General features: G+C 72.6%; 23 protein-coding genes. 8 read left to right on the forward strand and 15 right to left on the reverse strand.

Features of this window, described 5'->3' with window-relative positions; genetic code table 11:
* Positions 1 to 78: 78 nt before the first annotated feature.
* The 3 genes from BT341_RS26500 to BT341_RS26510 form a co-directional block, all read right to left on the reverse strand.
* Positions 79 to 1,158 (reverse strand): GDSL-type esterase/lipase family protein, encoded by a 1,080-nt coding sequence (locus BT341_RS26500; protein ID WP_177328898.1) that lies wholly within the window; start codon positions 1,156 to 1,158, stop codon positions 79 to 81.
* A 40-nt stretch (positions 1,159 to 1,198) separates the two neighbouring features.
* On the reverse strand, positions 1,199 to 2,383 hold the full coding sequence (locus BT341_RS26505; protein WP_072478854.1) for a cytochrome P450: 1,185 nt from the start codon (positions 2,381 to 2,383) through the stop codon (positions 1,199 to 1,201).
* 195 nt (positions 2,384 to 2,578) lie between these two features.
* Positions 2,579 to 3,481 (reverse strand): LysR family transcriptional regulator, encoded by a 903-nt coding sequence (locus tag BT341_RS26510; protein WP_072478855.1) that lies wholly within the window; start codon positions 3,479 to 3,481, stop codon positions 2,579 to 2,581.
* A 98-nt stretch (positions 3,482 to 3,579) separates the two neighbouring features.
* Between BT341_RS26510 and BT341_RS26515 the strand changes: the two genes are divergently transcribed.
* The gene (locus BT341_RS26515; RefSeq protein ID WP_072478856.1) at positions 3,580 to 4,419 is read left to right on the forward strand and encodes an oxidoreductase; all 840 of its coding nucleotides are present in this window, start codon (positions 3,580 to 3,582) and stop codon (positions 4,417 to 4,419) included.
* On the opposite strand, the gene BT341_RS26520 is transcribed toward BT341_RS26515, so the two are convergent.
* The 4 genes from BT341_RS26520 to BT341_RS26535 all read right to left on the reverse strand — a co-directional run bounded on the left by BT341_RS26520 (position 4,416) and on the right by BT341_RS26535 (position 8,818).
* Positions 4,416 to 4,769: a VOC family protein gene (locus BT341_RS26520; RefSeq protein ID WP_072478857.1), complete on the reverse strand. Its 354-nt coding sequence runs from the start codon at positions 4,767 to 4,769 to the stop codon at positions 4,416 to 4,418. The two genes, BT341_RS26515 and BT341_RS26520, sit on opposite strands and share 4 nt — an antisense overlap.
* Before the next feature lie 116 nt (positions 4,770 to 4,885).
* Positions 4,886 to 5,554, reverse strand: a complete 669-nt coding sequence (locus BT341_RS26525; protein ID WP_072478858.1) for an ABC transporter ATP-binding protein — start codon at positions 5,552 to 5,554, stop codon at positions 4,886 to 4,888.
* A complete protein-coding gene (locus BT341_RS26530; RefSeq protein WP_072478859.1) occupies positions 5,551 to 6,243 on the reverse strand; it encodes an ABC transporter ATP-binding protein in 693 nt (230 codons plus the stop codon). Before BT341_RS26530 ends, BT341_RS26525 begins: the two co-directional genes overlap by 4 nt.
* Positions 6,236 to 8,818, reverse strand: coding sequence for an ABC transporter permease (locus BT341_RS26535; protein WP_072478860.1), 2,583 nt, complete (start codon positions 8,816 to 8,818; stop codon positions 6,236 to 6,238). Before BT341_RS26535 ends, BT341_RS26530 begins: the two co-directional genes overlap by 8 nt.
* 286 nt (positions 8,819 to 9,104) lie before the next feature.
* Here BT341_RS26535 and BT341_RS26540 point away from each other — a divergent pair, with 286 nt between their 5' ends.
* Together BT341_RS26540 and BT341_RS26545 are read left to right on the forward strand one after the other, a co-directional pair.
* Positions 9,105 to 10,820, forward strand: a complete 1,716-nt coding sequence (locus BT341_RS26540) for a glycosyl hydrolase family 18 protein (RefSeq protein ID WP_084743002.1) — start codon at positions 9,105 to 9,107, stop codon at positions 10,818 to 10,820.
* A 101-nt stretch (positions 10,821 to 10,921) separates the two neighbouring features.
* Positions 10,922 to 11,455, forward strand: coding sequence for a carboxymuconolactone decarboxylase family protein (locus tag BT341_RS26545; protein WP_072478862.1), 534 nt, complete (start codon positions 10,922 to 10,924; stop codon positions 11,453 to 11,455).
* Here the strand turns inward: BT341_RS26545 and BT341_RS26550 are convergent, their stop codons facing one another.
* The 5 genes from BT341_RS26550 to BT341_RS26570 form a co-directional block, all read right to left on the reverse strand.
* Positions 11,456 to 12,391: a quinone oxidoreductase family protein gene (locus BT341_RS26550; protein WP_245805110.1), complete on the reverse strand. Its 936-nt coding sequence runs from the start codon at positions 12,389 to 12,391 to the stop codon at positions 11,456 to 11,458.
* 6 nt (positions 12,392 to 12,397) lie between these two features.
* Positions 12,398 to 13,258: a dioxygenase family protein gene (locus BT341_RS26555; RefSeq protein WP_072478863.1), complete on the reverse strand. Its 861-nt coding sequence runs from the start codon at positions 13,256 to 13,258 to the stop codon at positions 12,398 to 12,400.
* 11 nt (positions 13,259 to 13,269) lie between these two features.
* Positions 13,270 to 14,064, reverse strand: a complete 795-nt coding sequence (locus BT341_RS26560; RefSeq protein WP_072478864.1) for a citryl-CoA lyase — start codon at positions 14,062 to 14,064, stop codon at positions 13,270 to 13,272.
* Positions 14,057 to 15,217, reverse strand: a complete 1,161-nt coding sequence (locus BT341_RS26565) for a CaiB/BaiF CoA transferase family protein (protein ID WP_072478865.1) — start codon at positions 15,215 to 15,217, stop codon at positions 14,057 to 14,059. Before BT341_RS26565 ends, BT341_RS26560 begins: the two co-directional genes overlap by 8 nt.
* A gap of 67 nt (positions 15,218 to 15,284) precedes the next feature.
* Entirely contained in the window at positions 15,285 to 16,094 is an 810-nt protein-coding gene (locus tag BT341_RS26570) for an IclR family transcriptional regulator domain-containing protein (RefSeq protein WP_072478866.1), read from the reverse strand.
* A 133-nt stretch (positions 16,095 to 16,227) separates the two neighbouring features.
* Between BT341_RS26570 and BT341_RS26575 the strand changes: the two genes are divergently transcribed.
* The 5 genes from BT341_RS26575 to BT341_RS26595 all read left to right on the forward strand — a co-directional run bounded on the left by BT341_RS26575 (position 16,228) and on the right by BT341_RS26595 (position 20,992).
* A complete protein-coding gene (locus BT341_RS26575; protein ID WP_072478867.1) occupies positions 16,228 to 17,649 on the forward strand; it encodes an amidohydrolase family protein in 1,422 nt (473 codons plus the stop codon).
* 15 nt (positions 17,650 to 17,664) lie between these two features.
* Positions 17,665 to 18,156 (forward strand): hypothetical protein, encoded by a 492-nt coding sequence (locus BT341_RS26580; RefSeq protein ID WP_072478868.1) that lies wholly within the window; start codon positions 17,665 to 17,667, stop codon positions 18,154 to 18,156.
* 9 nt (positions 18,157 to 18,165) lie between these two features.
* Entirely contained in the window at positions 18,166 to 19,296 is a 1,131-nt protein-coding gene (locus tag BT341_RS26585) for an epoxide hydrolase family protein (protein ID WP_072478869.1), read from the forward strand.
* A 73-nt stretch (positions 19,297 to 19,369) separates the two neighbouring features.
* Positions 19,370 to 20,092 (forward strand): hypothetical protein, encoded by a 723-nt coding sequence (locus tag BT341_RS26590; protein WP_245805111.1) that lies wholly within the window; start codon positions 19,370 to 19,372, stop codon positions 20,090 to 20,092.
* A 66-nt stretch (positions 20,093 to 20,158) separates the two neighbouring features.
* Complete coding sequence (locus BT341_RS26595) at positions 20,159 to 20,992, forward strand: leishmanolysin-related zinc metalloendopeptidase (protein WP_072478870.1); 834 nt, start codon at positions 20,159 to 20,161, stop codon at positions 20,990 to 20,992.
* Between the two features lie 50 nt (positions 20,993 to 21,042).
* Here the strand turns inward: BT341_RS26595 and BT341_RS26600 are convergent, their stop codons facing one another.
* The 3 genes from BT341_RS26600 to BT341_RS26610 are packed head-to-tail and all read right to left on the reverse strand — an operon-like array spanning position 21,043 to position 23,628.
* Complete coding sequence (locus tag BT341_RS26600) at positions 21,043 to 21,444, reverse strand: DUF6294 family protein (RefSeq protein WP_072478871.1); 402 nt, start codon at positions 21,442 to 21,444, stop codon at positions 21,043 to 21,045.
* A gap of 58 nt (positions 21,445 to 21,502) precedes the next feature.
* Positions 21,503 to 23,335 (reverse strand): RiPP maturation radical SAM C-methyltransferase, encoded by a 1,833-nt coding sequence (locus BT341_RS26605; protein ID WP_072478872.1) that lies wholly within the window; start codon positions 23,333 to 23,335, stop codon positions 21,503 to 21,505.
* Positions 23,336 to 23,343: 8 nt separating this feature from the next.
* On the reverse strand, positions 23,344 to 23,628 hold the full coding sequence (locus BT341_RS26610; RefSeq protein ID WP_072478873.1) for a hypothetical protein: 285 nt from the start codon (positions 23,626 to 23,628) through the stop codon (positions 23,344 to 23,346).
* Positions 23,629 to 23,639: the final 11 nt, after the last annotated feature.

Consider the following 23,639-nt stretch of genomic DNA (forward strand, 5'->3'; position numbering starts at 1 on the left):
ATAACGACCTATACAGCGGGGTTAGTTCGAAAAACAGTTGCTGCACAAACAAAACCAGCTCAGAAGCAGGAGGGGCGATCAGCGGGCGACGACTTCCGGGGCCGCGTGGAGCTTGCCGTCCGCGCCCGCCAGGCAGGAGGCGTTTCCGTCGCGGGTCGCGATGAACTCCGTCAGGCAGTTCGCGATCGCCGTGTGGCCGGCCGCGTTGGGGTGGAACGACTCCTGCAGCGCGTGACCCGCCCGGTCGGCCTGGCTGAGGTCGGCCAGCTGCAGCGTCAGCCGCGTGAACCACTCCGTCGCCGGGTTGGCGCCGCCGCTGCACGCCTCGTGCTTCACGCCTGCCTTCGCCAGGTCCAGGAACCGGGCGCCGGTCTGCTGCGCGGCCGCCTTGAGGCCGGCGGACAGGACACCGATGCCGGTCTGTGAGATCCAGCGCAGGTCTTCCACGCGGAACGGGCAGCCGTTGAGGGTGCGCAGGTCCTCCGGGAGGTCCGGGCCGATCGGGGCGGCGTAGGACTGCAGGATCAGCTGGTAGTCGGCGGGCACGTAGCCGGCCTGGGCCAGGACCTTCTTCACGTCCGAGACGGCGGCCGCCACCTTCGGCACCATGGCGTCCACTTTGGACTGCCAGGTTTGCTTCAGCGCTTCGCTGCAGGACGGGCCGCCGGCGTTGAACCACGCCTTGAAGCACTCGGTCACCTGGGTGGAGAACTTCGGCTCGTCGTTGGCGCCCACCGCGATCACGACCACGGCGACCCGGTGGTCTTTCACGAGCGCGGCCAGCTGCTGCGCCTGCGAAGGTTCGGTCCACTGCTTGACGTCGCCGAGCGCTACCTGTTCGGCGGGCGCGCCGGAGCAGCCGAGGTTGACGTGGGCGGTGATGCCGGGGACGGCGATCTTCTCGACGAAGGCGTTGGGCGAGCGGTGGCACCAGTTGCCGCCCTGTCCGTTGGTGGCGGGGGTGTACTGGCCGGCGCCTTCGCCGGAGACGGTGCTGTCGCCCATCGCGACGACGGTGAGGGGGCCGGTGCCGGGTGGGCCTTGCCGGGGTTGGGGGTGTCCGGGCCGGCTTTCGGAGCCGAAGAAGACGAAGAACCCGGCCAGTACGGCCACGCAGGCGAGGACCAGTGCCCCCCAGTACCACTTGAGACGTCGCATCGCCGTCGATTCTACGGACAGGCCGGGAGTGCGGTGCCGGTCACGCCGACCGCGCGACGGCCGGGTGGGGAACCAGTTCGACGGGCAGTTCGCGGACGCCGAAGATCATGGGGGACGGGTAGCCGACCTGGATGCCGTCGCGGACGCGGATTTCGGCGAAGCGGTCGAGGAGGAGGTCGAACACGACGCGGCCTTCGAGGCGGGCGAGCGGTGCGCCGAGGCAGAAGTGGACGCCGCCGCCGAAGGCGAGGTGGGCTTCGCGGCGTGGGCGCGGGTCGAACGCGGTGGGGTCGGTGTAGTGACGTGGGTCGCGGTTGGCGCCGAGCAGCCACGGAGTGACCATGGAGCGGGCGGGGATCGCGACGCCGCCGAGTTCGACGTCGGTGGTGGTGATGCGCAGCAGCCGCATGATCGGGGGGCGGTGGCGGAGGACTTCTTCGAGCAGGCCGGGCAGGAGTGCGCGGTCGCGGCGGACGGCGGTTTCGGCGGCGGGGAATTCGTGCAGGGAAAGCACGGTGTTGCCGAGCATCATGGTGGTGGTGATGTGGCCGGCGGCGAGCAGGAGTGAGGCGAAGTTGAGGACTTCGTGGTCGGCGAGGCGTTCGCCGTCGACTTCGGCGTGGGCGAGTGCGCTGAAGAGGTCGTTTTCGGGGTTTCGGCGGCGTTGGCCGAGCAGGTCGGCGAGGTAGGTCTCCATCACGTCGGTGAGTGAGGTGCCGTCTTCGCGGGGGCCGCCGCCGCTGAGGAGGGCGTCGGCCCAGCTGCGGTAGAGGGTGCGGTCTTCGGGTGGGATGCCGATCAGTTCGCCGATGACGACGACCGGGAGTGCGTAGGCGAGGTCGCGGATGAGGTCGGGGGCGTCGTGTTCGGCCATCGCGGTGATCAGGGTGTCGGCGGCGGTGACGATGCGTGGTTCGAGGTCGGCGACGACTTTGGGGGTGAAGGCCTTGCTGACGAGCTTGCGGAGGCGGTGGTGGACGGGCGGGTCGACGGCGGCCATGTTGCCGCGGACGGCTTCGGCGGTGTCCGGGAGCAGGAGTCCGGGGTCGGAGGAGAATGTCCGGTGATCGGTGAAGATGCGGTGGACGTCGGCGTGGCGGAATACGTGCCAGGTGCCGTCTTCGTCGACGGTGACGGGATTGTTCTCGCGCATCCGGTCGACCCAGGCGAAGAGGGCCGATCCGCCGTCTGCCAGGGATGGTGGGCGGGCTTCGGGCGAGGTCATCCCGCGGCTCCTTTGCTGGAATGGATTGCCGGAACTGTTTTTCCGGCCGGAAAAGAATGGTTAGTTTACTTTGCACAGGCTATGGTCGGTGTCGGTTGGTTGTCAACAAGAAAAGGGGGTGCGGGTTCGTCAACCAAATGCGCTTCTGGATCAACTTCGGTTGTGAATGCGCCGGAACCGGGCATCGCGCGGGGTTCAGCCGGCTTCGGTCAGGTCGGTGGTCGCGGCGAGTTCGAGGGCGACGGTGGTGATCGTGGTCAGTGCCGGGTTGTCGTTGCCGGGCAGCCAGACGAGTTCGGTGCGGGCGATGTCGTTTTCGAGCGGCACAAAGGTGACGCCGGTGCGGCGGAGGCTGTGGGAGGAGCGGGTCAGCCGGGTGACGCCGACTCCGGCGGCGACGAGGCCGAGCAGTCCTTGCACGGTGGCGGCCCGCTGGACGACCCGTGGGGTGAAGCCGGCGGCGGCGAAGTCGGCGTCGTAGCTGCGGTGCCAGGGTTCCCAGGTGGCGCGTGGGGTCAGTACCCAGGGTTCGCCGGCGAGGTCGGCCAGTGTCAGCGAGGTGCGGGTGGCGAGCGGGTGGTCGGCCGGGAGGACGGCGCAGACTTCTTCGGTGAGCAGTGTCCGTGACGCCAGGCCGGGGACGAGCGGGGGCCGGGTGAACGCAAGGTCGAAGCGGCGGGTGCGGAGGCCGTCGACGAGTTCGGCGATCGGTGCTTCGGCGGTGGTGACGTCGAGGTCGGGGAAGCGTTCGCGGACCGCGCGGACGACCGGGGGCAGCAGGTAGTTGGCGGTGGTGGCGAGGAAGGCCAGCGACACGCGGCCGATTTCGCCGCGTGCGGCGCGGCCGAGGGTGGCGACGGCCTGGTCGGCGCGGGCGAGGACGGCGCGTGCTTCGGGGAGGAAGAGCTTGCCGAGGGCGGTGAGGCGGGTGCCGCGGGGGTCGCGGTCGAACAGGCGGGCGCCGAGGCCGCGTTCGAGGACGGTGATCTGCTGGGAGAGGGATTGCTGGGCGATGTGCAGGCCGGCGGCGGCGCGGGTGAAGCTGGTTTCGTCGGCGACGGCGACGAAATAGCGAAGCTGCCGCAGCTCGGGGGTCACAGGCTCAGACTGTAGCCGTGGCAGGGGATCGGTGTTGGCGGCCCGGTGGTGATCGTCTCCAGGATGGGTGGCGGAAGTCCACTGGGAGGAACACGGAGATGACGAACACCGACGGCCGGGTCTGGTTGATCACCGGTTGTTCAGCCGGCTTCGGCCGGGAGATCGCGCTGGCCGCGCTGGCGGCGGGTGATCGGGTGCTGGCCACGGCGCGCCGGCCGGAGACGTTGGCCGCGCTGCGGGAGCGGGGTGGTGAGCGGGTCCGGACGGCGGCGCTGGACGTGACCGACGCCGGGCAGGCCGAGGCGGCGGTGCGGACGGCGCTGGACGAGTTCGGCCGGATCGACGTCGTGGTGAACAACGCCGGCTACGGCTCGGTCGGCGCGGTCGAGGAGCTCACGATGGACGAGCTGCGGGACCTGATGGAGGTGATGTTCTTCGGCGCGGTGGCGGTGACGAAGGCGGTGCTGCCGCACCTGCGTGCGCAGGGCAGCGGCACGATCGTGCAGCTGAGCTCGATGGGCGGGCAGCTGGCCCCGCCCGGGTTCGGTGCCTACTGTGCGGCGAAGTTCGCGCTGGAGGGCATTTCCGAGGCGCTGGCCGCGGAGGTGAAGCCGTTCGGGGTGCGGGTGCTGATCGTGGAGCCGGGTGCGTTCCGGACGGAGTTCGGGGGCGGCCGGATGCATCGTTCCCGGACGATCGGCGCGTATGCGGTGTCGACGTCGGGGACGCGGGAGGCGGTCGAGACGATGGACGGCACGCAGCCCGGTGACCCGGCGAAGGCGGCCGCGGCGATCGTGCGGGCGGTGGGCAGTGAGGACGCGCCGCTGCGCCTGGCGCTGGGCGCGGATGCCGTGGCGGCGATCCGGGCCCAGCACCGGGCGCGGGCGGCGGACCTGGCGGCTTGGGAGGAGGTCAGCCGGGCGACCGCGCTGGACTAGGCGGGGTCCTGCAGGAGGCCGAGGACGTTGCCGTCGGCGTCGGTGAAGGTCGCGACGAGGCGGCCGTTGCCGACGTCCTTCGGTTCGTCCTTGACCTTCCCGCCGGCGGCGGTGACCTCGGTGAGCTTCGCGGCGATGTCGGTGACCTCCCAATAGGTGACCGGCGAGGTCATGCCCTGCCCGCCGCCGTTGGGGACGAGGCCGATGTGCTGGCCTTCGGCGATGTCGTAGCCGACGTAGTAGGGCGAATCGGCCTGCGGTTCGAGGCCGAGCAGGGCGGTGTAGACGGCCTTGGCGGCGGCCAGGTCGGTGACGGGGTGCAGGACGGTCTTGATCCCCTTGGTGCTCATCGTGGTGCTCCTGAAGTCGTGGTGTGCGGTACGGCGATCACGCTATTCGCGGCCCGCTGACCAGCGCTTCTCGATTCCTGATCGGTTGGCGGGTGGCCACCTCCGGCGGGCACCGCCTAGTCGAGCAGGGCGGTGAGCACGCCGTCGAGGAGGCGGACGCGGCGGTCGGCGATGCGGTGGACCTCGTCGTCGTGGGTGGCCACGATGACCGCCGCGCCTTCTTCGGCGCAGCGGCGCAGCAGCCGGAGGACGCGGGGGGTGGAGCCGGCGTCGAGGTGGGCCGTCGGTTCGTCCGTCAGCAGGACCCTGGGGCGGCCGGCGACCGCGCGGGCGAGGGCGACGCGCTGCTGCTGGCCGAACGAGACTTCGAGGGGGTAGCGGTCGCCGAGGTCGCCGATGCCCAGCTCCTCGAGCAGTTCCGTGACGCGGGCGGCGATTTCGGCCGGGGACGGGCGCGGGACGTCGGAGCGCAGGCGCAGCGGGAGGGCGACGTTCTCCGCGATGGTCAGCTCGTTGGCCAGCCCGAGTGCCTGCGGCAGGACGGCGCAGGTGTGCCAGGGCGGGGCGCCGCTGATGGGGACGCCGTCGAGCAGCACGCAGCCGGAGTCGGGGGAGTCGAATCCGCACAGCAGGGCCAGCAGGGCGCTCTTGCCGGAGCCTGACCGGCCGGAGACCGTGACCAGTTCGCCCGCGCCGACGCGCAGTTCCAGGCCGCGCAGTACTTCGATGTCGCCGCTGGGGTGGGCGAAGCTGCGACGCAGGCCGACGGCTTCGACGAGGGTCATGGGCGGTGCTCCCGTTCTTCGATGCCTTGGAGGGTGCCTTTGTGCAGGCGGGCCACGCGGGTGCCGAGGTCGATGAGGCGTTCGTCGTGGGAGGCGACCAGCACCGCGAAGTCCTGGTCGACCAGGTAGCGGAGCGTGTCGAGCACGAGGTCGGCGGAGGCTTCGTCCAGCTGGGAGGTCGGTTCGTCGGCGAGGACGACCGTGGAGCGGGCGGCGAGGACGCAGCCGAAGGCCAGGCGCTGCTGCTGGCCGCCGGAGAGGGCGGAGATCTTCCAGCCGCCGGTGCCGTGCAGGCCGAGCCGGCCGAGGATGTCTTCCGGGGTGCACTCGGTTCCGGCGGCTTCCGCGGCGGCGCGGAGGTTGTCGGCGACGCTGAGGTAGCCCAGGAGGTTGTCGCCGGGGTTCTGGAAGACCAGGCCGAGGTGGTGGCGCCGCAGCGCGCGCCGTTCGCGGTGCTTGAGCTTGCGGACGTCGGCGCCTTGGAAGGTGAGCGTGCCGCGGGCGGGGTGCTCGAACAGGCCGAGCACGCGCAGCAGGGTCGATTTCCCGGAGCCGGACGGTCCGGCGAGGACGGTCATGCCGCGGGCGGGGATGTCGATGCTGACGTCGTCGACGCCGGTGACGAGGCCGGCGGGGGTCGGGTAGTCGACGCCGATGCCGCGGAGGGTGAAGATCGGTTTGTCAGGCACGGATCAGCTCCGCGGTCCGGGCGGTGCGCACCGAGCGCACCGCGATCCAGCCGGCCAGTGCGACGACGAGGGCGCCGATGGCCAGCACGGTCAGCACGAACGGGAGCGGGTCGGGCAGCTCCGAGCGTGGTGCGAGGAAGGTCGCGGGGTCGAAGCGGGGTACCGACAGGCCGGCGACGGAGAGCCCGCAGGCGACGCCGACGACGATGGCGAGGCCGCTGAGGGCGCCGAGTTCCATCAGGTGGCTGGCCAGCAGTGCGCGTGGCCGCATGCCCATCCGCAGCACGAGTGCGCCGGCGAGGGCGTTCTGGCGTCGCCGGACTTCGACGGCGACGAGCAGGGCGAGGACGGCCACGACCCCGAGCACGGCGCCGAGCAGGGCGACGAACGAGAACGTCCAGGACACGACGAAGAACGGCAGGCCGTCGAGTGCGGTTTCGCGGCTGATCCGGTTCGGGATGTAGACGCCGGCGGCGCGCAGGGCGGCGGTGGCGTCGGCCAGCGGCGCGGTGGTCAGCACGCTCCACTTCGGGATGCGGTCGAGCTGGTCGTGGTCGAGGGCGGTGCGGGAGACGACGTAGCCGGGTGAGGTGCCGATCATGGGGAACACGGGCAGGTCGGCGACGGGGACGGCGTCGCGGAGCCCGCCGGGCAGCCGGGCGCTCTGCTTGGCGGTGTGGCCGATGCGCAGGACCGGTGTGCCGCGCGGGTCGGGCTGGGAGATCCGGTGCAGGAGGCCGGCGAGGTCGTCGGCGGGGACGTCGGCGACGGCGGCGCCCTGGGTGAAGGTGGCGGGGTCGACGACCAGTACCACGCTGCCGGTGCCGGTGAGCTCGCCGACGACGGTGCTGGTGCCGGCCAGTGCGGCGGGCATGGCGACCTGGCCCATGCCGATGGGACTGTCGGTGTCGAGGCGGGCGTTGCTGCCGACGAAGATGGCCGACTTGGTGTCGAGGGCTTCTTCCTGGCCGCGGGCGATGCCGATGCCGGTGGCGAGCGTGCCGATGGCGAGGGTGCCGATGACCAGGACGCCGGTGACCGGGGCGCGGGCGCCGGCCAGCCGCCGGATCGCCAGCTGCAGGGCCGGGTGGGACCAGAGCCGGGCGCGGTGCGAGGCGTGCAGGGCCAGCCAGGCGAGCCGGGCGGTCAGCAGGCCCACGGTGAGCACGACGAACACCGGGTAGGTGAGGGCGAGCGGGTCGACCTGCGGTAATGGATTTCCGAGCCGGGAGGCGGTGCCGTAGCGGGCCAGGCGGGTCCAGCCGAGCCAGGCCATGCCGGCGGTGAGCAGTTCCCAGGGGAAGTAGCCCAGCAGCCGCATCCGCCGGCCGGTGCGGCGGATACGGCCGAGCTCGAACTCCCGGTGGGCCCGGACGGCGACGAGGAGGGCCAGCAGCGCCAGCGACACCGCGAGCACGCCGGCGGCGACGGCGAGGGCGCCCAGCTGTGCCTCGGGGTCGGGGGCGCCGGGTGGGCCGTAGCCGCCGAGCAGGAGCCGGGCTGCGCCCGCGCCCGCGACGCCGCCGAGCAGGATCGGCAGGCCCAGCTCGGCGACGGCGAGGCCGCCGAGGGCGCCCGGTCCGCTGCCGCGGGCGGAGAGCAGCCGCAGCTGGGCGTGCCGCCGCTGGTACCACTGGAGGGCGACCGTGCCGAGGCCGGCGCAGCCGACGAGGACGCTGATGAGCGCGAGCGGCAGGATGGACACGAAGACGTTGTCCTGGGCCTGGCGGGCGATCTGCACGGAGCGGTCGAAGGTCGGGACGTCGGCGGCGACGAGGTTCCCGAGGCCCTGGGCGGTCAGGTCCGCGCGGACGTCGGCGACGAGGTCGCGGGAGCGCTGGAGCAGGTCCTCGGCCGCGCTGAGGGTGGCGGGCGGCGGTTCGTAGAACGAGATGGTGAAGTTCTGCACGGTGGGCAGGCCGAGCGCCGTGATCGTGGTGTCGAAGGTGGCGCGGTCGGTGGCGAACACGATGGAGTCGATGGGGTCGTTGACGAGCCGGTCGATGACGGCGCCGGATTGCTGCGAGCACCACCACCGCGGCGGCGGGTCGAGCAGGTCGCGGTAGATGCCGGTGACCGGCGGCAGCGCGACCCCGCGGATGCTGGGCCGGGTGCCGACGCCGATGTGCTCGGCGTCGGCGACGACGTTGCCCAGCCACAGGCCGGGGGCGCGGGTGCCCTGCTGCAGCGTCAGGTTGTCCAGGCCGGCCTGGTCGCGGTAGGCGAGGCGGATCTTGTAGTGGGGGTCGCCGTTGAACTGGGTGCCGGTGAGAACGGTGGTGTACTGGCCGACGACGGGGGTGCCGAACCCGTGGGCGGGGGCGTGCCGCTGGACGGCGCCGGTCAGTGCCGGGATGGCCTGGACGGGGATGTTGCCCTTGCCGAACACCGGCCCGTAGCTGTCGGGGCAGGTGATGCCGGTCTGGTAGGTGACGGCCGCGCCGCCCGCGGCGGAGGCCTGCAGGACCGCCGCGGTGCCGAGGAAGCAGGCCAGCAGTGCGGTCACCGCCGCCACGATCAGGGTGAGCGGGCTGGAGAGGGCGGCCTTCGGCGCCGCACGCCACGGCATGGTCACTCTGTGTTGTCCAATCTTCCCCCGCGTCACCCGCATGGACGCGCACGCTACCGTGCGATCCCAGCGTTCGGCACCTTTTTGTATCCGATTGTTGCTCACTGGCGGTTATCGGCGGTGGTCCGGGCAGCGAGCAACGCCTGCCGCCATCCGGCCGGTTTAGTGGTCTAGACCTTGACGGACCGATTGGTCTGATCCAATCCTGAAACCGTTCTCGCCGTGCACCGCCGCGGCACGGCCTCCCGCCGGCACTGGAGCGCAGATGCGTCGACGCAGACCTTTCTCCCGATTGTCCGTTTCCCTTGCCCTGGCGGCATTCTCGGCCGGCTCGCTGGTCGCCGCCGCCGGGACCGCCCAAGCCGCGACGCCGCTGCCCGCGCACGTCTTCGCGCCGTACTTCGAAGCCTGGACCGGCGAGAGCCCGGCCGCGCTGGCCCAGCAGTCGGGCGCCAAGCACCTCACGATGGCGTTCATCCAGGCCGCCACCAAGGGCTCCTGCACCGTCTACTGGAACGGTGACACCGGGATGCCGATCGCGAACTCGACGTTCGGGGCCGACATCGCCACCATCCGCTCGCGCGGCGGGGACGTCATCCCGTCCTTCGGCGGCTACACCGCCGACAACACCGGCACCGAGATCGCCGACAGCTGCACCAGCGTCGACTCCATCGCCGCCGCCTACGAGTCGGTGATCACCACCTACGACGTCCCCCGCCTCGACATGGACATCGAGGACAACTCCCTGACCAACACCGCCGGCATCGACCGCCGCAACAAGGCGATCAAGAAGGTCCAGGACTGGGCGGCGGCGTCCGGGCGGTCCCTGCAGATCTCCTACACGCTGCCCACCACCACCCACGGCCTCGCCGACAGCGGCCTCGCCGTGCTGCGCAACGCCGTCAGCAACGGCACCCGCGTCGACGTCGTCAACATGATGACCTTCGACTACTACGACAACGCCGCCCACGAGATGGCCACCGACACCCAGACCGCCGCCACCGGCCTGGTCGGCCAGCTCGCCGGGCTGTACCCGGGCAAGACACAGGCGCAGCTGTGGGCCATGGTCGGCATCACCGAGATGATCGGCGTCGACGACTTCGGCCCGGCCGAGACGTTCACGACCGCCGACGCCTCGACCGTCTACAACTGGGCCGTCTCGAAGGGCATCAACACGCTCTCGTTCTGGGCACTGCAGCGCGACAACGGCAGCTGCGCCGGCGGGGCCGCCGCCGACAACTGCTCCGGCATCGCCCAGGACACGTGGTTCTTCAGCCACGCCTTCGAGCCGTTCACCGGCGGCACCACCGTGCCCGGCAACGACTTTTCCGTCGCGGCCAGCCCCGCTTCGGCCGCGGTCGACCCGGGCAAGGCGGCCACCGCGACCGTCAGCACCGCCGTCACGTCCGGCTCGGCCCAGCAGGTGACGCTGTCGGTCACCGGCGCGCCCGCGGGTGTCACCGCCTCCGTCAGCCCCGCCACGGTGACCGCGGGCGGCAGCGCGACGCTGTCGGTCAGCACCACCTCGGCGGCCGTTCCCGGCGTCTACCCGCTGACGATCACCGGGACCGGCGCCTCCGGCAGCCACAGCGCCACCTTCACCCTCACCGTCAACGGCACCGCGCCGGCCGGCGGCGTCGTCAACGGCGGCTTCGAGACCGGCGCGCTGAGCCCGTGGACCGCCCCGGGCGACGCCGTCGTCGGGTCACCGGCCCATTCGGGCACGCACGCGCTGCAGGTCGTGCCGACGTCCTCGGCCACCGGTGAGGCGGCGCAGGACGTCACGCTCGCCCCGAACCACTCCTACACCCTCAAGGCGTGGGTGCAGGGCAGCTACGCCTACGTCGGCGTCCGGGGCGGCGCGAACGCGTCCACGTGGACCTCGAGCAGCGGCTGGACGCAGCTGTCGGTGCCGTTCACGACCGGCGCTTCGGGCGCGGTGACGGTGTACGTCCACGGCTGGTACGGCCAAAGTGCCGTCTACGCCGACGATTTCACGATCAGCTGATCCGTTCGGTGGCGGCCCGGTTGCGCAAGACGGAGGTTGGCCGGGCCGCCGCCCGCGGAAAGACTTCGCGGGACGATCACCGCCCCGCGAGGAGGACTTCGATGCCGCACATCCCGCTCGACCCGCAGCTGCCCGGGATCCGGTCGCTGATGGCCTACCGCCCGGAGACCGCGGTGCCGCTCAACGCGCTGGCGCAGACCCTCCTGCGCGGTCCGAGCACGCTGGCCGTCGGCGAACGCGAGCTGATCGCGACCGTGGTGTCGCACGGCAACGAATGCCGCTTCTGCACCGGCAGCCACGCCGCCGCGGCCGCCGAGACCATCGACGGCGGCCGGCCCGTCGTCGAGGCGGCCTGCGCGAGCATCGACGACGCACCCGTTTCGGACAAGCTCAAGGCACTGCTGCGGATCGCGCTCGCGGTCCGGGAGACCGGCCGGGCCGTCACCGAAGAGCTCGTGGCCGCGGCCCGCGCCGTAGGCGCCACCGACCTCGAACTGCACGACACCGTGCTGATCGCCGCCGCGTTCTGCATGTACAACCGGTACGTCGACGGCCTCGCCACGGTCGCGCCCGAAGACCCCGCCGCCTACGAGCAGATGGGGAAGGTGCTGGCCGCCGAAGGCTACGGCCGCTGATCACGGCACCAGCACGACCCGGCCCGGCCGCGTCCACGCCCGGCCCGCCTCCGCCAGCGGGACCCGGTCGTAGCCGGCGGTGAGCGCGCCCGCCATCGCGTGTCCCACCACGGTCAGCAGGGCCTCGCGGCGCTCGCCGGCGGTGAGCTCGTTGTTCGTGTAGCCGTGGACGTGCAGTGACCGGCTGCGCAGCACGGCCGACGGGACGGCGAACTCCTCGCCGGCCGCGCCGCCGAGGTTGACCAGCCGCCCGCCCGGCCGCAGGCTGCGCAGCGCCGCCGCGGCCGGGATCCCGCACACCGGATCGATCACCAGGTCGGCCGGCACCTGCGCGAGCCGCGCGGCCAGCCGCTCGACGTCGTCGGCGGCGTCGAGCCGGACCGTGCTGTCCGCGCCGAGCTCGCGCGCCCGCTCCAGCGCGGCCGCCGACCGCGCGCACGCGACGACGTGCCGGGCCCCGGCCACCCGCGCCAGCTGGACGGCCGACTGGCCGACCACCCCGCCGGCGCCCAGCACGAGCACCGTCTCCCCGGCTGCCAGCTTTCCCTTGCCGGTCAGGCACATCCAGGCCGCCACCGCCGACAGCCCGAGCGCCGCGACCAGCGCGTGGTCGGCCCCCGCCGGCAGCTCCACGACGTCCTCGGGCGCGGCCACGGCGTACTCGGCCATGCTGCCGTCACCGGGCCGCATGCCCGCGGCCGTGGCGAACCAGACCGGCGGCCCGGCCGGCGCCACCACGCCCACCCCCTGCACCCCCGGCACGTACGGCAGCTCGGGCACCCCGAAGTAGGACGTGCCCGACGCGCAAAGCCGGTCCAGCGGCGTGATGGGCGCGGCCGTGACCCGCACCGCGAGCGCGCCCGGCCCGGGCTCGGGGTCGGGCCGCTCGGTCACCACCGGGGCGCGGCCCGCCGTCCGGATCTCCGCCGCGCGCACCGGCGGTCACGCCGGCTGCAGGACGAAGTTGTACCGGGCTTCCAGCCACGGCCGGTCCGACTCGCCGCCGCCGGGGGTCGGCCCGGGCTCGCGCGGCTCGAACGCCACGACCAGCTCCTGCTTGGTGCCGAACACCACGTCGCTGTCGAGGTATTCGGCACCCTCCTGGAACAGGTGCGTGATGAGCGGCTCGAAGCCGGCGGCGTTGATCAGGAAGTGGACGTGGGCGGGCCGGAAGTGGCTGATGTCGGTGCCGCGGACGAGGTCGCCGACCGGGCCGTCCATCGGGATCGAATAGCCTTTCGGCGCGATGGTGCGCAGGCAGTAGGTTCCGTCGGGACGCGTGGTGTACTTCGCGCGCAGCCGGGCCTCGTCGACGTCGGGGATCTGCGACTCGTAGGCGCCGTCCTGGTCGGCCTGCCACACATCGAGGACCGCGCCGCCGACGGGGGAGCCGTCGAGACCGCGGACCGTGCCGGTGATGTAGAGCGGCGTGCCCGGCAGGTCGTCGGACATGTCGCCGCCGAACTCCTTCTCCGGCGAGCCCTCGATGTGGAACGGGCCGAGGACGGTGGCCGGGGTGGCCCCGGCGGCGAAGGCGTGGTTCATCTGCACCACCAGCATGCTCAGGCCGAGCACGTCCGAGGCGAGGATGAACTCTTCGCGCTTGTCGTCGCTGATCTGCCCGGTGGCGGTCAGCCACCGCATCGCGGCCATCCACTCCGGCTCGGTCAGCCGCACTTCGCGGGCGAAGGCGTGCAGGTGCCGGACCAGCGCGGACATCAGCTGCGCCGTGCGCGGGTCGTGCGCGCTCGCCCAGCGCCGCGCGGCGAGCTCGGTGATGTTGTCCTCGGTGACGAGCTGCATCGGCGTTCCTCTCAGCGGTGCGGGTCCGGGGCGACCGAGCGGTTGTTCAGGTCGACCGACCGGAAGATGGCGTCGGCGACCGGGTGGCGCAGCTCCTCGGCGAGCTGGCCGATCAGCCCGGCGGCGCGGGCCAGCAGGGCGAACCCGCGCAGCAGCGGCAGCGGCAGCCCCAGGTCGGCCAGCGCCGCCCCGCAGACCCCGGCGCCGTTGAGCGGCAGCGTCTTGCCGAGCACACGCGGGTGCACCCGGCCGATGGCGGCGAACAGCTCCAGGTGCGGGCCGCGCAGGTGCTCTTCGGCGGCGATGGCGAACAGCCGCCGGGTGCGCGGGTCGCCGTCCTTGTGCACGTGGTGCCCGAGCCCCGGCACGAACTTCCCTTGCCGGCGCAGGTCTTCCACGGTCCGCAGGGCCAGCGCGTCCCAGCCGTCCTCATCGGAGGGCTGGGTGCCCCCCGCGGTCAGGACGTCGTGCAGGAACCGGCCGCAGTCCTCGGTGACGCCGAGGAACCGCGACCCGCCGCCGAGCAGTCCCGCGGCGAGCGCGCCCTGCACCGAGTCGGGCGCGGACAGGTAGGTCAGCCGGGTCACGATCGCGGTCGGGGTGAAGCCGTGGTCGGCCAGCGCGGCCAGCACCGCCTCGAAGACCCGTGTTTCGCCCTTGCCCGGCCGGCGTTGGGTGGCCAGCCAGAACGCCAGCTCGCCGAACCCGACCGTGCCCATGACGTCCTCGGCGAGGTCCTGGCCGAGCAGGGTGATCGTGTCCTTCGTGGACGCGCCGAGCGCGGTTTCGTAGACCCGGTCAGGCATGCCCGTCCTCCGTGAGCCAGGCGCGCAGTTCGGCGCCGTGTTCGTCCAGCTCCGGCGGCGGCAGCCGGTAGCCGGCGGGGGTCGCGGAGAACCGGATCGGGTGCCGGGTCGTCGGGACGGCGCGGTTGCCGTCGCCGACCTCGACGATCGGGGCGAGCCCGAACCGCTCGGCCATCGCGAACCCGCCGTCGATGGTGTTGATCGGTCCACACGGGACACCGACCTGGGTCAGCGCGTCGAACCACGCCACGGCGCCACGCGTCTTCAGCCGCTCGACCAGCAGCGGCCGCAGCTGTTCGCGGTGGCGCGTGCGGTCGGCGTTGCGGGCGAACCGCGGGTCGTCGGGGACCTCCGGCAGGTCCAGCACCTCGCACAACCGGCGGAACTGACCGTCGTTGGCCGCGGCGACGATCAGGTCCGCGTCCGCGGTCGGCAGCGGCTCGTACGGGAAGACGCTGGGGTGCGCGTTGCCCATCCGGTACGGCACCACCCCGCCGGCGGCGTAGGCCGAACTGTGGTTGACCAGCCCGGTCAGCGCCGAGGACAGCAGGTTGACCTCGACGTGCTGCCCCGCACCGGTCGCGTCGCGGTGGCGCAGCGCGGCGAGGATGCCGATCACCGCGTGGTTGCCCGCCATCACGTCGAACACCGAGATCCCGGCCCGGTACGGCGGGCCGTCCGGGTCGCCGGTCAGGCTCATCAGGCCCGAGATCGCCTGCACCATCAGGTCGTAGCCCGGCACGTGCCGTCCCGCGCCGGAGCCGAAGCCGCTGATCGAGGCGTAGACCGCGCGCGGGTTGGCCGTGCGGATGCTGTCGTAGTCCAATCCGTACTTGGCCAGGCCGCCGGGCTTGAAGTTCTCGATCACCACGTCCGCGCGCGAAGCCAGCTCGCGGGCGACGGCGGCGTCGGCCGCGTCGCGCAGGTCGAGCGCGATCGACCGCTTCCCCCGGTTGACCCCGAGGTAGTAGGTGGAGACGTCGCCGCGGACCGGCGGCATCCACGTGCGCGTCTCGTCGCCCTGCGGCCCTTCGACCTTGACCACGTCGGCGCCCATGTCGGCGAGCAGCATCGTGGCGTACGGGCCCGCGAGCACCCGGGAGAAGTCCGCGACCAGCAACCCGGCCAGCGGGCCCGCTGCGCTCTCGTCCACCCGGACCCTCACCTTCTGTCCGTCTGACGGACGTCTGTCCGCAGTGTCCTCCCGCGGGCGGCGGCGGTCAAGGCGCCGCGGGCAGCGTGACGTGCGGGGCGGCGTCCAGGCGGGCGAAGTCGGCGCTGATCTCCCCGGCGGTCTGCAGCAGCAGCGGCAGGTGGTGGTCCAGCAGCTTCTCCACCGGCGTCTCGGCGGCGTGGCAGTTGACGTTGACCCCGGCGATCACCCGCCCGGACCCGTCGCGCAGCGGCGCGGCCACCGACCGGATGCCCAGCGCGAGCTGCTCGTCGGTGAGCGCCCAGCCGCGGGCGCGGACCTCCCGCAGCTCGGCGTCGCGCTCGGCCCGGTCCGGCTGCCAGCGCGGCACCAGCCCCGACCGGCTCGGCTGGGCCAGCACCGTCTCCAGCTCCGCCGGCGCCAGCGCGGCCAGCTGGACCTTGCCCAGCGACGTCGGCAGGGCCGGGAAGCGGGTGCCGATCTGCACGCTCAGCCCGACGATCTTCGGCACCGCGACGCGGGCGACGTAGACGATGTCCGAGCCGTCGAGCTGGGCGATCGAGCACGACTCGTTCGTGCGCGCGACCAGGCGTTCCAGGTGCGGCCGGGCGACCTCCCACAGGCCCGTCGACCGGACGTAGGCGACGCCGAGGTCGAGCACGCGCGGGGTCAGGGCGTAGCCGCGCCCGTCGCTGCGGACGTACCCCAGCTCCTCGAGCGTGAGCAGGATCCGGCGGGCGGTCGGACGGGCCAGGCCGGTCTCGGCGGCCACCTCCGCCAGCGTCAGCTCCCGCTGCCGCGGCCCGAACGCCGTGATCACCTCGAGCCCGCGCGCCAGCGCTTCGATGAAGTCGGGACCCGTTCCCTCGCGTGGCATGCGCGGCCTCCTCCTGCAGTGGGTCTGACCGCAGCGTAGCGGCGGGGATTGACACCGGCGCGGCATCGGACGAAAGTGGCGGCACCCCACCGATGTCCGTCAGGCGGACGAGTGTACGCAAGCGGAGGCCGTGATGTCCGGTTCGATCGTCCTGCGCGGCGGCACGGTGCTGACCCTCGACGACACGCACCGGGTGCTGCCCGGCGCAGACGTCTTGGTCGAAGGCGACCGGATCACCGCGATCGGGCCGGCGCTGGCCGTCCCGCCGGGCACGACCGAGATCGACGCGACCGGCGGCATCGTCCTGCCCGGCATGATCGACACCCACCGCCACCTGTGGCAGACCGCGATGCGCGGGTACGGCGCCGACTGGACGCTGACGCAGTACTTCGTCTGGTACTACCTCGAATGGGGCAAGGTGTTCCGGCCCGAGGACATCTACGCGGGCAACCTGCTCGGCGCGTGGGAGGCGCTCGAAGCCGGCGTCACGACCACAGTGGACTGGTCGCACGGCCTGCAGACCACCGAGCACGCCGACGCCGCCGCCGACGCGCTGGAGGCGGTGCCCGGCCGGTTCGTGCTGGCCTACGGCAACATCCAGGACTCGCCGGCGAACTGGACCGCCACGCCGGAGTTCCGCGACTTCGTCGCCCGCCGCATCACCGGCGACGACCGGCTCGGCTTCCAGATCGCCTTCGACGTCGCCGGCGACCCGGCCTTCCCCGAGAAGCCGGCGTTCGAGGTGGCCCGCGAACTCGGCGTGCCGGTGACCACGCACGCCGGCGTGTGGGGCGCCACCGGCGACGACGGCATCCGCCTCATGCACGACCACGGCTTCATGACGCCCGAAACGATCTACGTGCACAGCGCGTCACTCTCGCCCGACTCCTACCACCGGATCGCCGCGACCGGCGGGTCGGTGTCGGTCTCGACCGAAAGCGAACAGAGCGCCGGCCAGGGCTACCCGCCCACCTGGGCGCTGCGCAAGTACGGCATCCCGGTGTCGCTGTCGATGGACACGTCGGTCTGGTGGAGCGGCGACCTGTTCACGGCGATGCGCGCGACCCTGGGCGCGGACCGCTCCCGCGAGCACCTGGAAGCCCACGCGAAAGGCGAAACGGTGACCCATGCGGCGTTGCGGGCGGAGCAGGTGGTGGAGTGGGCCACCCGCGGCGGCGCCGCCGCGTTGGGCCGCTCGGACATCGGCAGTCTCGAGGTCGGCAAGAAGGCGGACGTGGTGCTGCTCAAGAACGACCACTCGCCGGTCTCGTTCCCGCTGCTGAACCCGTACGGCCACGTGGCGTTCCAGGCCCAGCGCGGCGACGTCGACACGGTGCTGGTGAACGGCCGCGTCGTCAAGCGCGACGGCCGCCTGGTCGGCGTGGACCTGCCGGCGGTCCGGCGCCGCGTCGAGGAGACGGTCGGGTACCTGCGCGGCCGGCTGGGCGAAGAGGCGTGGCGGCAGGGCATGAACCCGGACGTGCCGGAGACGAAGATCCTGGACAACCCGTACACGTACACCGACTACCAAAGCGACGCCACCCACGGCGGCTGAGTACCGTACTGCAGCGTGGTCCAGGTTTTCATCCAGCCCGCGTACGGCACCCCGGAAGCTCGCCGCTACGGCGCGGAGACCCTGGACCGGACGGTCGCGTTCGCCGGGTACGCCGACCTCCTCGACCCGGCCGACTTGGCCCGCCTGCGCGCCCTGCACCCGGGCGGCCGCGCCCGCTTCTGGGGCGCCAAGGACAAGTACGACCGCCGCATGGACACGGTGGCCACGGGCGACATCGTGCTGTTCACCGGCCGCAAGCACGTCCAGGCCACCGCGGAGGTGGGCCACGGCTTCCGCAACCCGGCCTTCGCCCGCCGGCTCTGGCGCCCACCACCGGGGAAGTGCCTGTTCAGCAACGTCTACAGCCTGCGCCACTACCGGCGCGTGGGCCTGCCGTACGAGGCGATCTGGGCCCTGCCGGGCTTCACCACCGGCGACAACTTCATGGGCTTGCGGTTCCTCGACGAGTCCAAGTCCGCCGCGGTAATCGATTTACTGCGCTCGTAGAGTCGGATCATGACGCCTCGTCCCTTCGTCTCGCACACCGATCCGGCCGTCCTCGACGACCTTCGCGCGCGGATTCGGGCCACGCGCTGGCCCGATGCTCCCGAGGACGCCGGGTGGTCCGCCGGTGCCGACGTCGGGTACCTGCGGGAACTCTGCGCCTACTGGGCCGACGGGTTCGACTGGCCCGCCCGGGAAGCCGAGCTCAACGCCATCCCGCGGTTCCGCCTCACCGTGGACGGGCACGCCATCCACTTCGCGCACGTCCGGGCCGCCGCGCCGGCCGGGAACGCGTTGCCGCTCGTGCTCAGCCACGGCTGGCCCGACTCCTTCTGGCGGTACACCAAGGTGATCCCGCTGCTGACCGACCCCGGCGCGCACGGCGGCGACCCCGCCGACGCCTTCGACGTCATCGTTCCCGACCTGCCCGGCTTCGGGTACTCCGCCCGGCCCGCGACGCCGCTGGACTCCGTCGCCGTCGCGGGCCTGTGGGCGCGGCTGATGGACCAGCTCGGCTACCCGCGGTTCGGCGCCGCCGGCGGGGACCTGGGCAGCCACGTCAGCCGCTACCTCGCGCTCGACCACCCCGAGCGGGTGGTCGCCGTCCACCGCACCGACGCCGGCCTGCCCATCTTCACCGGCGACCCCGCCGAGCTGACCGCCGAGGAACGCGAGTGGATGGCGACCGTGGCCGCGTGGGGTGCCTCCGAGGGTGCGTACGCGGCGATGCACCGCACGAAACCGCAGACCGCGGCGGTCGGGCTGACCGACTCGCCCGCCGGGCTGGCCGCGTGGATCGTCGAGAAGCTGCGGGACTGGAGCGACGGCTTCCCCTTCACCCGCGACGAGATCCTCACCAACATCACGATCTACTGGCTGACCGCGACGATCGGCTCGTCGATGCGGATGTACCGCGCCAACGCCGCGATCCCGCCGGCCCAGCTGGCCCGCCGCGTGGAAGTGCCGTCGGGGTTCGCGCTGTTCCAGGGCGACGTCGTCCGGCCCCCGCGCGCCTGGCTGGAACGCACGGCCAACACGGTCCGGGTGACCGAGCCACCGCGCGGCGGCCACTTCGCGGCCTTCGAGGAGCCGGAAAGCTACGCCCAGGAGCTGCGCGAGTTCTTCCGTCCGTTCCGCAGCTGACGGGAGCTGACAAAAACCGGTCAGTTGCGCGCCGCCGGTCCCCGGGTGCCCGGATCGCCCCGATGATGAACGGGTGGGGCGGTGGATCACCAAGGACGGCAAGCGCATCTACATCGGCGCCAAGGGAACGGGGGCCGTCGCCGCGGCGGCGGCCGGCCTGGCGATCGCCGCAGGAGCGGGCGGCGGGGTGTTCGGGGGTGCGGCAGGCGAGGCCGGGACGGCTGGTGCGGCGGCGGAGGCGCTGGCCGGGAACACCGCCGGCGACGTCGCCGACGCGCTGCCGGGCCGCTCGCTCGAAACCCGCCGCGCCCAGGCGCGTGACTCGGCCGAGCGCGGCAAGGCGAAGGAGGCCTGGAGCCGGCTGAAGCTCAAGGAGCTCAAGCGCGAGGTCCGGCGGCTGGAACGCGAAGGCGACTGCGTCGCGGCCGCCTCGGGCAAGGTGCGCGACTTCCTGGCCAGGACGCCGTGCACCTCGCTGGACCGCATGCTGCTGGCGGTCGGGGACGGCCACGGCAACGCCGCGGTCGTCTCGGTCGTGCGCGTCGGGTTCCGGTCGGCGAAGCAGGCCCGCGACTTCGAGAAGGTCGAGGCGGTGCAGGGCAGCGGCGACGTGCGGCCACTGGAGATCGCCGCCGTCCTCGGGATCGCCGGGGTGCGGATGAGCGGGCTGCACTACCGGTCCCGCCCGGACGGCCACGCCATGGTCGTCGCCGAGGCGGACACCGCCACCGGCCACTTCGACGGACCCACCCTGGACGCGCTCGCCGACGTGGCCGCGTACCTGCCCGTGCGGTAGCGGGTGTATCCGGCGGCCCTTTCGCGGCTCTGATCGGGCAGAGCTCCCACAGCGGAAGGAACGACCATGCCGGAACACCAGACCTACCACGCCCGCGCGAACGCCGAGCGCGCGCTGCTGCTGGCGGACACCGCCTCGCCGTTCACCATCACCGTCCGGTTCGTCGGCGGCCTGACCCCGTCCCAGATGGACGCCTTCGCCGCCGCGGCCGACCGGTGGGCGAAGGTCATCGTCGGCGACCTGCCCGACGTCGTGCTCGACGGCGAGCCGATCGACGACGTACTGATCCTCGCCCAGGGCGCCGACATCGACGGCGAAGGCCACATCCTCGGCCAGGCGCACATCACCCATGTGCGGCCGGCGGGCCCCGAGCCGTGGGCGCTGCTGCCCGTCCGCGGCGAGATGACGTTCGACAAGGCCGACCTGGCCAAGATGGAGACCCAGGGCATCATCGGGGACGTGATCACCCACGAGATGGGACACGTCCTCGGCGTCGGCTCGCTCTGGGCCCCCAAGGGGCTGCTGGTCGGCAAGGGCACCACCGATCCGGTGTTCTCCGGGCCCGCGGCGCTGGCCGAGTACCGCAAGCTGGGCGGACCCGCCGACGCGACGGGGGTGCCGGTGGAGAACACCGGCGGCCCGGGCACCCGGGACGTGCACTGGCGCGAGCGCACCTTCGGCAACGAGCTGATGACCGGCTTCGTCAACCCCGCGCCGAACCCGCTGAGCCGGGTCACCGTCGCCTCGCTCGGCGACCTCGGCTACCAGGTCGACCTCGACGCGGCCGACCACTACGAGCTGCCGACCGCGACCACGGCGCCGGCGGCGAGCGTCGCGGTACACGCCCTCGCGGTCACACCCGCACCGATCGAGCTGCCCCGCGACGCCGTACGCGGCTGACCATCCGGGCGAGGGGCCGGTTCCGTCTCGGCGGGACCGGCCCCTCGCCGTCAGCAGCTGGAGTACATCTTCAGGTGCGCGACGCGGCCGCAGAGGCCCGCGTCGAAGTGCGCCCGCGCCCGGAACCGGTAGCGCCGCGCGCCGGCCGGCATGTCCCGCACGAACGTGCGCCAGTCCCCGGCCACGGGCTGCTCGGTGGTGAGCGAGCCGAGGATCGCCCCGCCGGCACCGAGCAGGTCGACGTGCCGCATCACCCAGGCGTCGCCGTCGCGACGGCTGATCACCGTGCCGTCGAAGGCCGCGGTGCCGTCCGGGTGGAGCGTCCAGGTGGCGCCGGCCAGCATCGTGGCATCGCCCTTCCTGATCACGTCCCAGGTGAACACCCACGGCGGCCGGCCGGCGCGCCGCCGCGCCGGAGCGCTGACCGCCTGCACGATGACCGAAGGGTCCATGGCCGCACCTTTCCGTCCGCCCGGTCAACAGAGGCACGGACACCGCTGCTGATACCGGTCACCGGCCGGGGGTCGCGGGCAGCGCGAGCGACAGCGCCAGGTTGCCGTCGAGGAACATCAGCCCCCGCTCGGCGAACCGCCGGAAGGCGTCCTCGACGGCGGACACCCGCACGGGGAGACCGAGTTCGCGGTGCACGGCCACGGCGGTGCGGGGCCGGTCCACACAGGCCAGGTAGATCGCGGCCAGTGCGTCGTGGAACGTGTGGGTACCGTGGCGGCCGGGCTGCCTGCCGTCGTGGATCCGCAGCAACCCCGGCGCGCTGCGGTACACCAGCGCCGGCAGCGGGTCCGCCTGCCAGGCGGCCGACCACGCCGCGACGGCGTCCCGCAGCGGGGTGTAGACCTCCGGCGGCAGCTCGTGCTCGGGTTCGTAGTCGAAGAAGTAGGCGATCCGGCCGATGTCCGTGGTGGCCGGGTAGACGTACCGGTAGCTGGGCTCGGGCCGCCGGGACTTCAGCGGGAACCGGCCGGGCTGGGTGAACAGCGGGCTGAACCGCTCCAGCCACAGCCGGTTCGCGCCGGCCGGTGGCTGCAGGTGGTGCAGGTGCGGGACGACGGCGGCCTGCGCGGCGTACTCCCCGGCGGTCTCGCCGGGAAAGCCCCAGAGGATGTTCCAGGCGACCGCGATGCCGTAGTAGCGGGCCCAGCGCAGGAGGTTGACGTTCTGCGCCGCGCGGACACCCTTGTCCATCAGCCGCAGCACCGCGGAGCTCAGCGACTCCAGGCCCGGCTGCAGCCGGGTGACGCCCGCCTGGGCGAGCAGCTTCAGCTGTGCGCGGTTCAGGTTCGCCTTGACCTCGTAGAAGATCTCGTAGTCCCGGCCGGGCCCGGCCAGTGACGGCAGCAGCCGCCCGAGGTAGCCCGGGTCGAGGATGTTGTCGACGGCGTCGAACCGGAAACTGCGGTAGCGGCGGGCCTGCCGGTCCAGCTCGGCGAGCACCCGCGACGGCGACTTGGCGCGGAAGCGCATGGTGGTGCCGTTGAGCCCGCAGAACGTGCAGTGGTGCTTGGCGCCCCACCAGCAGCCGCGGGCCGACTCGAACGGGATCGCGACGTGCCCGGTCGGCAGGCCCAGCCGCGCCGCCCGCTCGAAGTACTCGTCGTAGTCGGGCACCGGCAGGTCGTCGAGCCGGTCGTGGGGTGCTTCGGCGGGTACCGCCACGACCTCGTCCCCGACGCGGCGGGCGACGCCGGGGATCCCGTCCGGGTCGGCGCCGCAGACCAGCGCGTCCAGCAGGCGCGGGAACGCGACGTCACCCTCGCCGAGCACGGCGAAGTCGACCCACTCGACCGAACGGACCAGCTCCAGTCCCATCTCGCCGTCGAAGTTGGCGCCGCCGAACACGGTGACGACGCCGGGATCGCGTTGCTTGAGCAGGCGGGCGAGCGCGAACGACGCCGTGTTCTGCTGGAACGTCGAGCTGAAGCAGACCACGCGCACGCCGGCCAGCTCGTCGGCGAGCGCGTCGAGGAACGCCGGAACGTCACGCTCGCGGGTGAGCAGCAACCGATCCGCGGCCGACTGTCCCGGGCTGTCCAGATACGACAGTTCCTCGCCGAGCACGGCCGTCAGCTTCCCGTCCGGGTCCGGCGCCGCCGCGCCGAACGCCGCGACGGAGAACAGCCAGTCGCCGAGCTGGCGGCCGCGGTGCTCGGCCAGCAGCCGGTAGTAGTCCGGTCCGATCCGGGCCGCGAAGTCGAGGTTCGCGTGCAGTGCCCGCGCCGCGAGCCCGTGCTGCCGCGCGATCGCCGTGAGCAGTCCCAGCTGGATGGACGGCCCGTCGGCCGCCAGGAACGGCATGGACACCACGACGGCCGGGGAAACGGTCACGGCAGCGGCTACCTGATGAAGCGGAACAGGTGCGGGCGCATGTGGACGGCTTCGTGGGCCGAGTGGTAGCCGATCAGCAGCTCCGCCTGCTCGTCCGTGAACGGCACGTCGTCCCGCTCCGGGGTGAACGACTCGGCGAACCCGCCCTCGAGCTTCGCCTCTTCTGCGGTCGAGAGCCAGCCGAGCCAGAGGCAGGCGAACAGCAGTTCCCGCTGCGGCTCGGGCAGCTCCTTCGTGGCGTTCCGGACGTTCCGCCAGAAGCCGGTGAACGCGGGGGATTCCTCTTCGGACATCGGACTGCTCC

It is taken from the genome of Amycolatopsis australiensis, assembly GCF_900119165.1.
Classification (GTDB): Bacteria; Actinomycetota; Actinomycetes; order Mycobacteriales; family Pseudonocardiaceae; genus Amycolatopsis; species Amycolatopsis australiensis.

Coding starts and splice junctions, on each gene's coding strand:
- BT341_RS26500 (WP_177328898.1), bottom strand. CDS start 1,158: ATGCGACGTCTCAAGTGGTACTGGGGGGCACTGGTCCTCGCCTGCGTG.
- BT341_RS26505 (WP_072478854.1), bottom strand. CDS start 2,383: ATGACCTCGCCCGAAGCCCGCCCACCATCCCTGGCAGACGGCGGATCG.
- BT341_RS26515 (WP_072478856.1), top strand. CDS start 3,580: ATGACGAACACCGACGGCCGGGTCTGGTTGATCACCGGTTGTTCAGCC.
- BT341_RS26520 (WP_072478857.1), bottom strand. CDS start 4,769: ATGAGCACCAAGGGGATCAAGACCGTCCTGCACCCCGTCACCGACCTG.
- BT341_RS26525 (WP_072478858.1), bottom strand. CDS start 5,554: ATGACCCTCGTCGAAGCCGTCGGCCTGCGTCGCAGCTTCGCCCACCCC.
- BT341_RS26545 (WP_072478862.1), top strand. CDS start 10,922: ATGCCGCACATCCCGCTCGACCCGCAGCTGCCCGGGATCCGGTCGCTG.
- BT341_RS26555 (WP_072478863.1), bottom strand. CDS start 13,258: ATGCAGCTCGTCACCGAGGACAACATCACCGAGCTCGCCGCGCGGCGC.
- BT341_RS26560 (WP_072478864.1), bottom strand. CDS start 14,064: ATGCCTGACCGGGTCTACGAAACCGCGCTCGGCGCGTCCACGAAGGAC.
- BT341_RS26570 (WP_072478866.1), bottom strand. CDS start 16,094: ATGCCACGCGAGGGAACGGGTCCCGACTTCATCGAAGCGCTGGCGCGC.
- BT341_RS26575 (WP_072478867.1), top strand. CDS start 16,228: ATGTCCGGTTCGATCGTCCTGCGCGGCGGCACGGTGCTGACCCTCGAC.
- BT341_RS26585 (WP_072478869.1), top strand. CDS start 18,166: ATGACGCCTCGTCCCTTCGTCTCGCACACCGATCCGGCCGTCCTCGAC.
- BT341_RS26595 (WP_072478870.1), top strand. CDS start 20,159: ATGCCGGAACACCAGACCTACCACGCCCGCGCGAACGCCGAGCGCGCG.
- BT341_RS26600 (WP_072478871.1), bottom strand. CDS start 21,444: ATGGACCCTTCGGTCATCGTGCAGGCGGTCAGCGCTCCGGCGCGGCGG.
- BT341_RS26610 (WP_072478873.1), bottom strand. CDS start 23,628: ATGTCCGAAGAGGAATCCCCCGCGTTCACCGGCTTCTGGCGGAACGTC.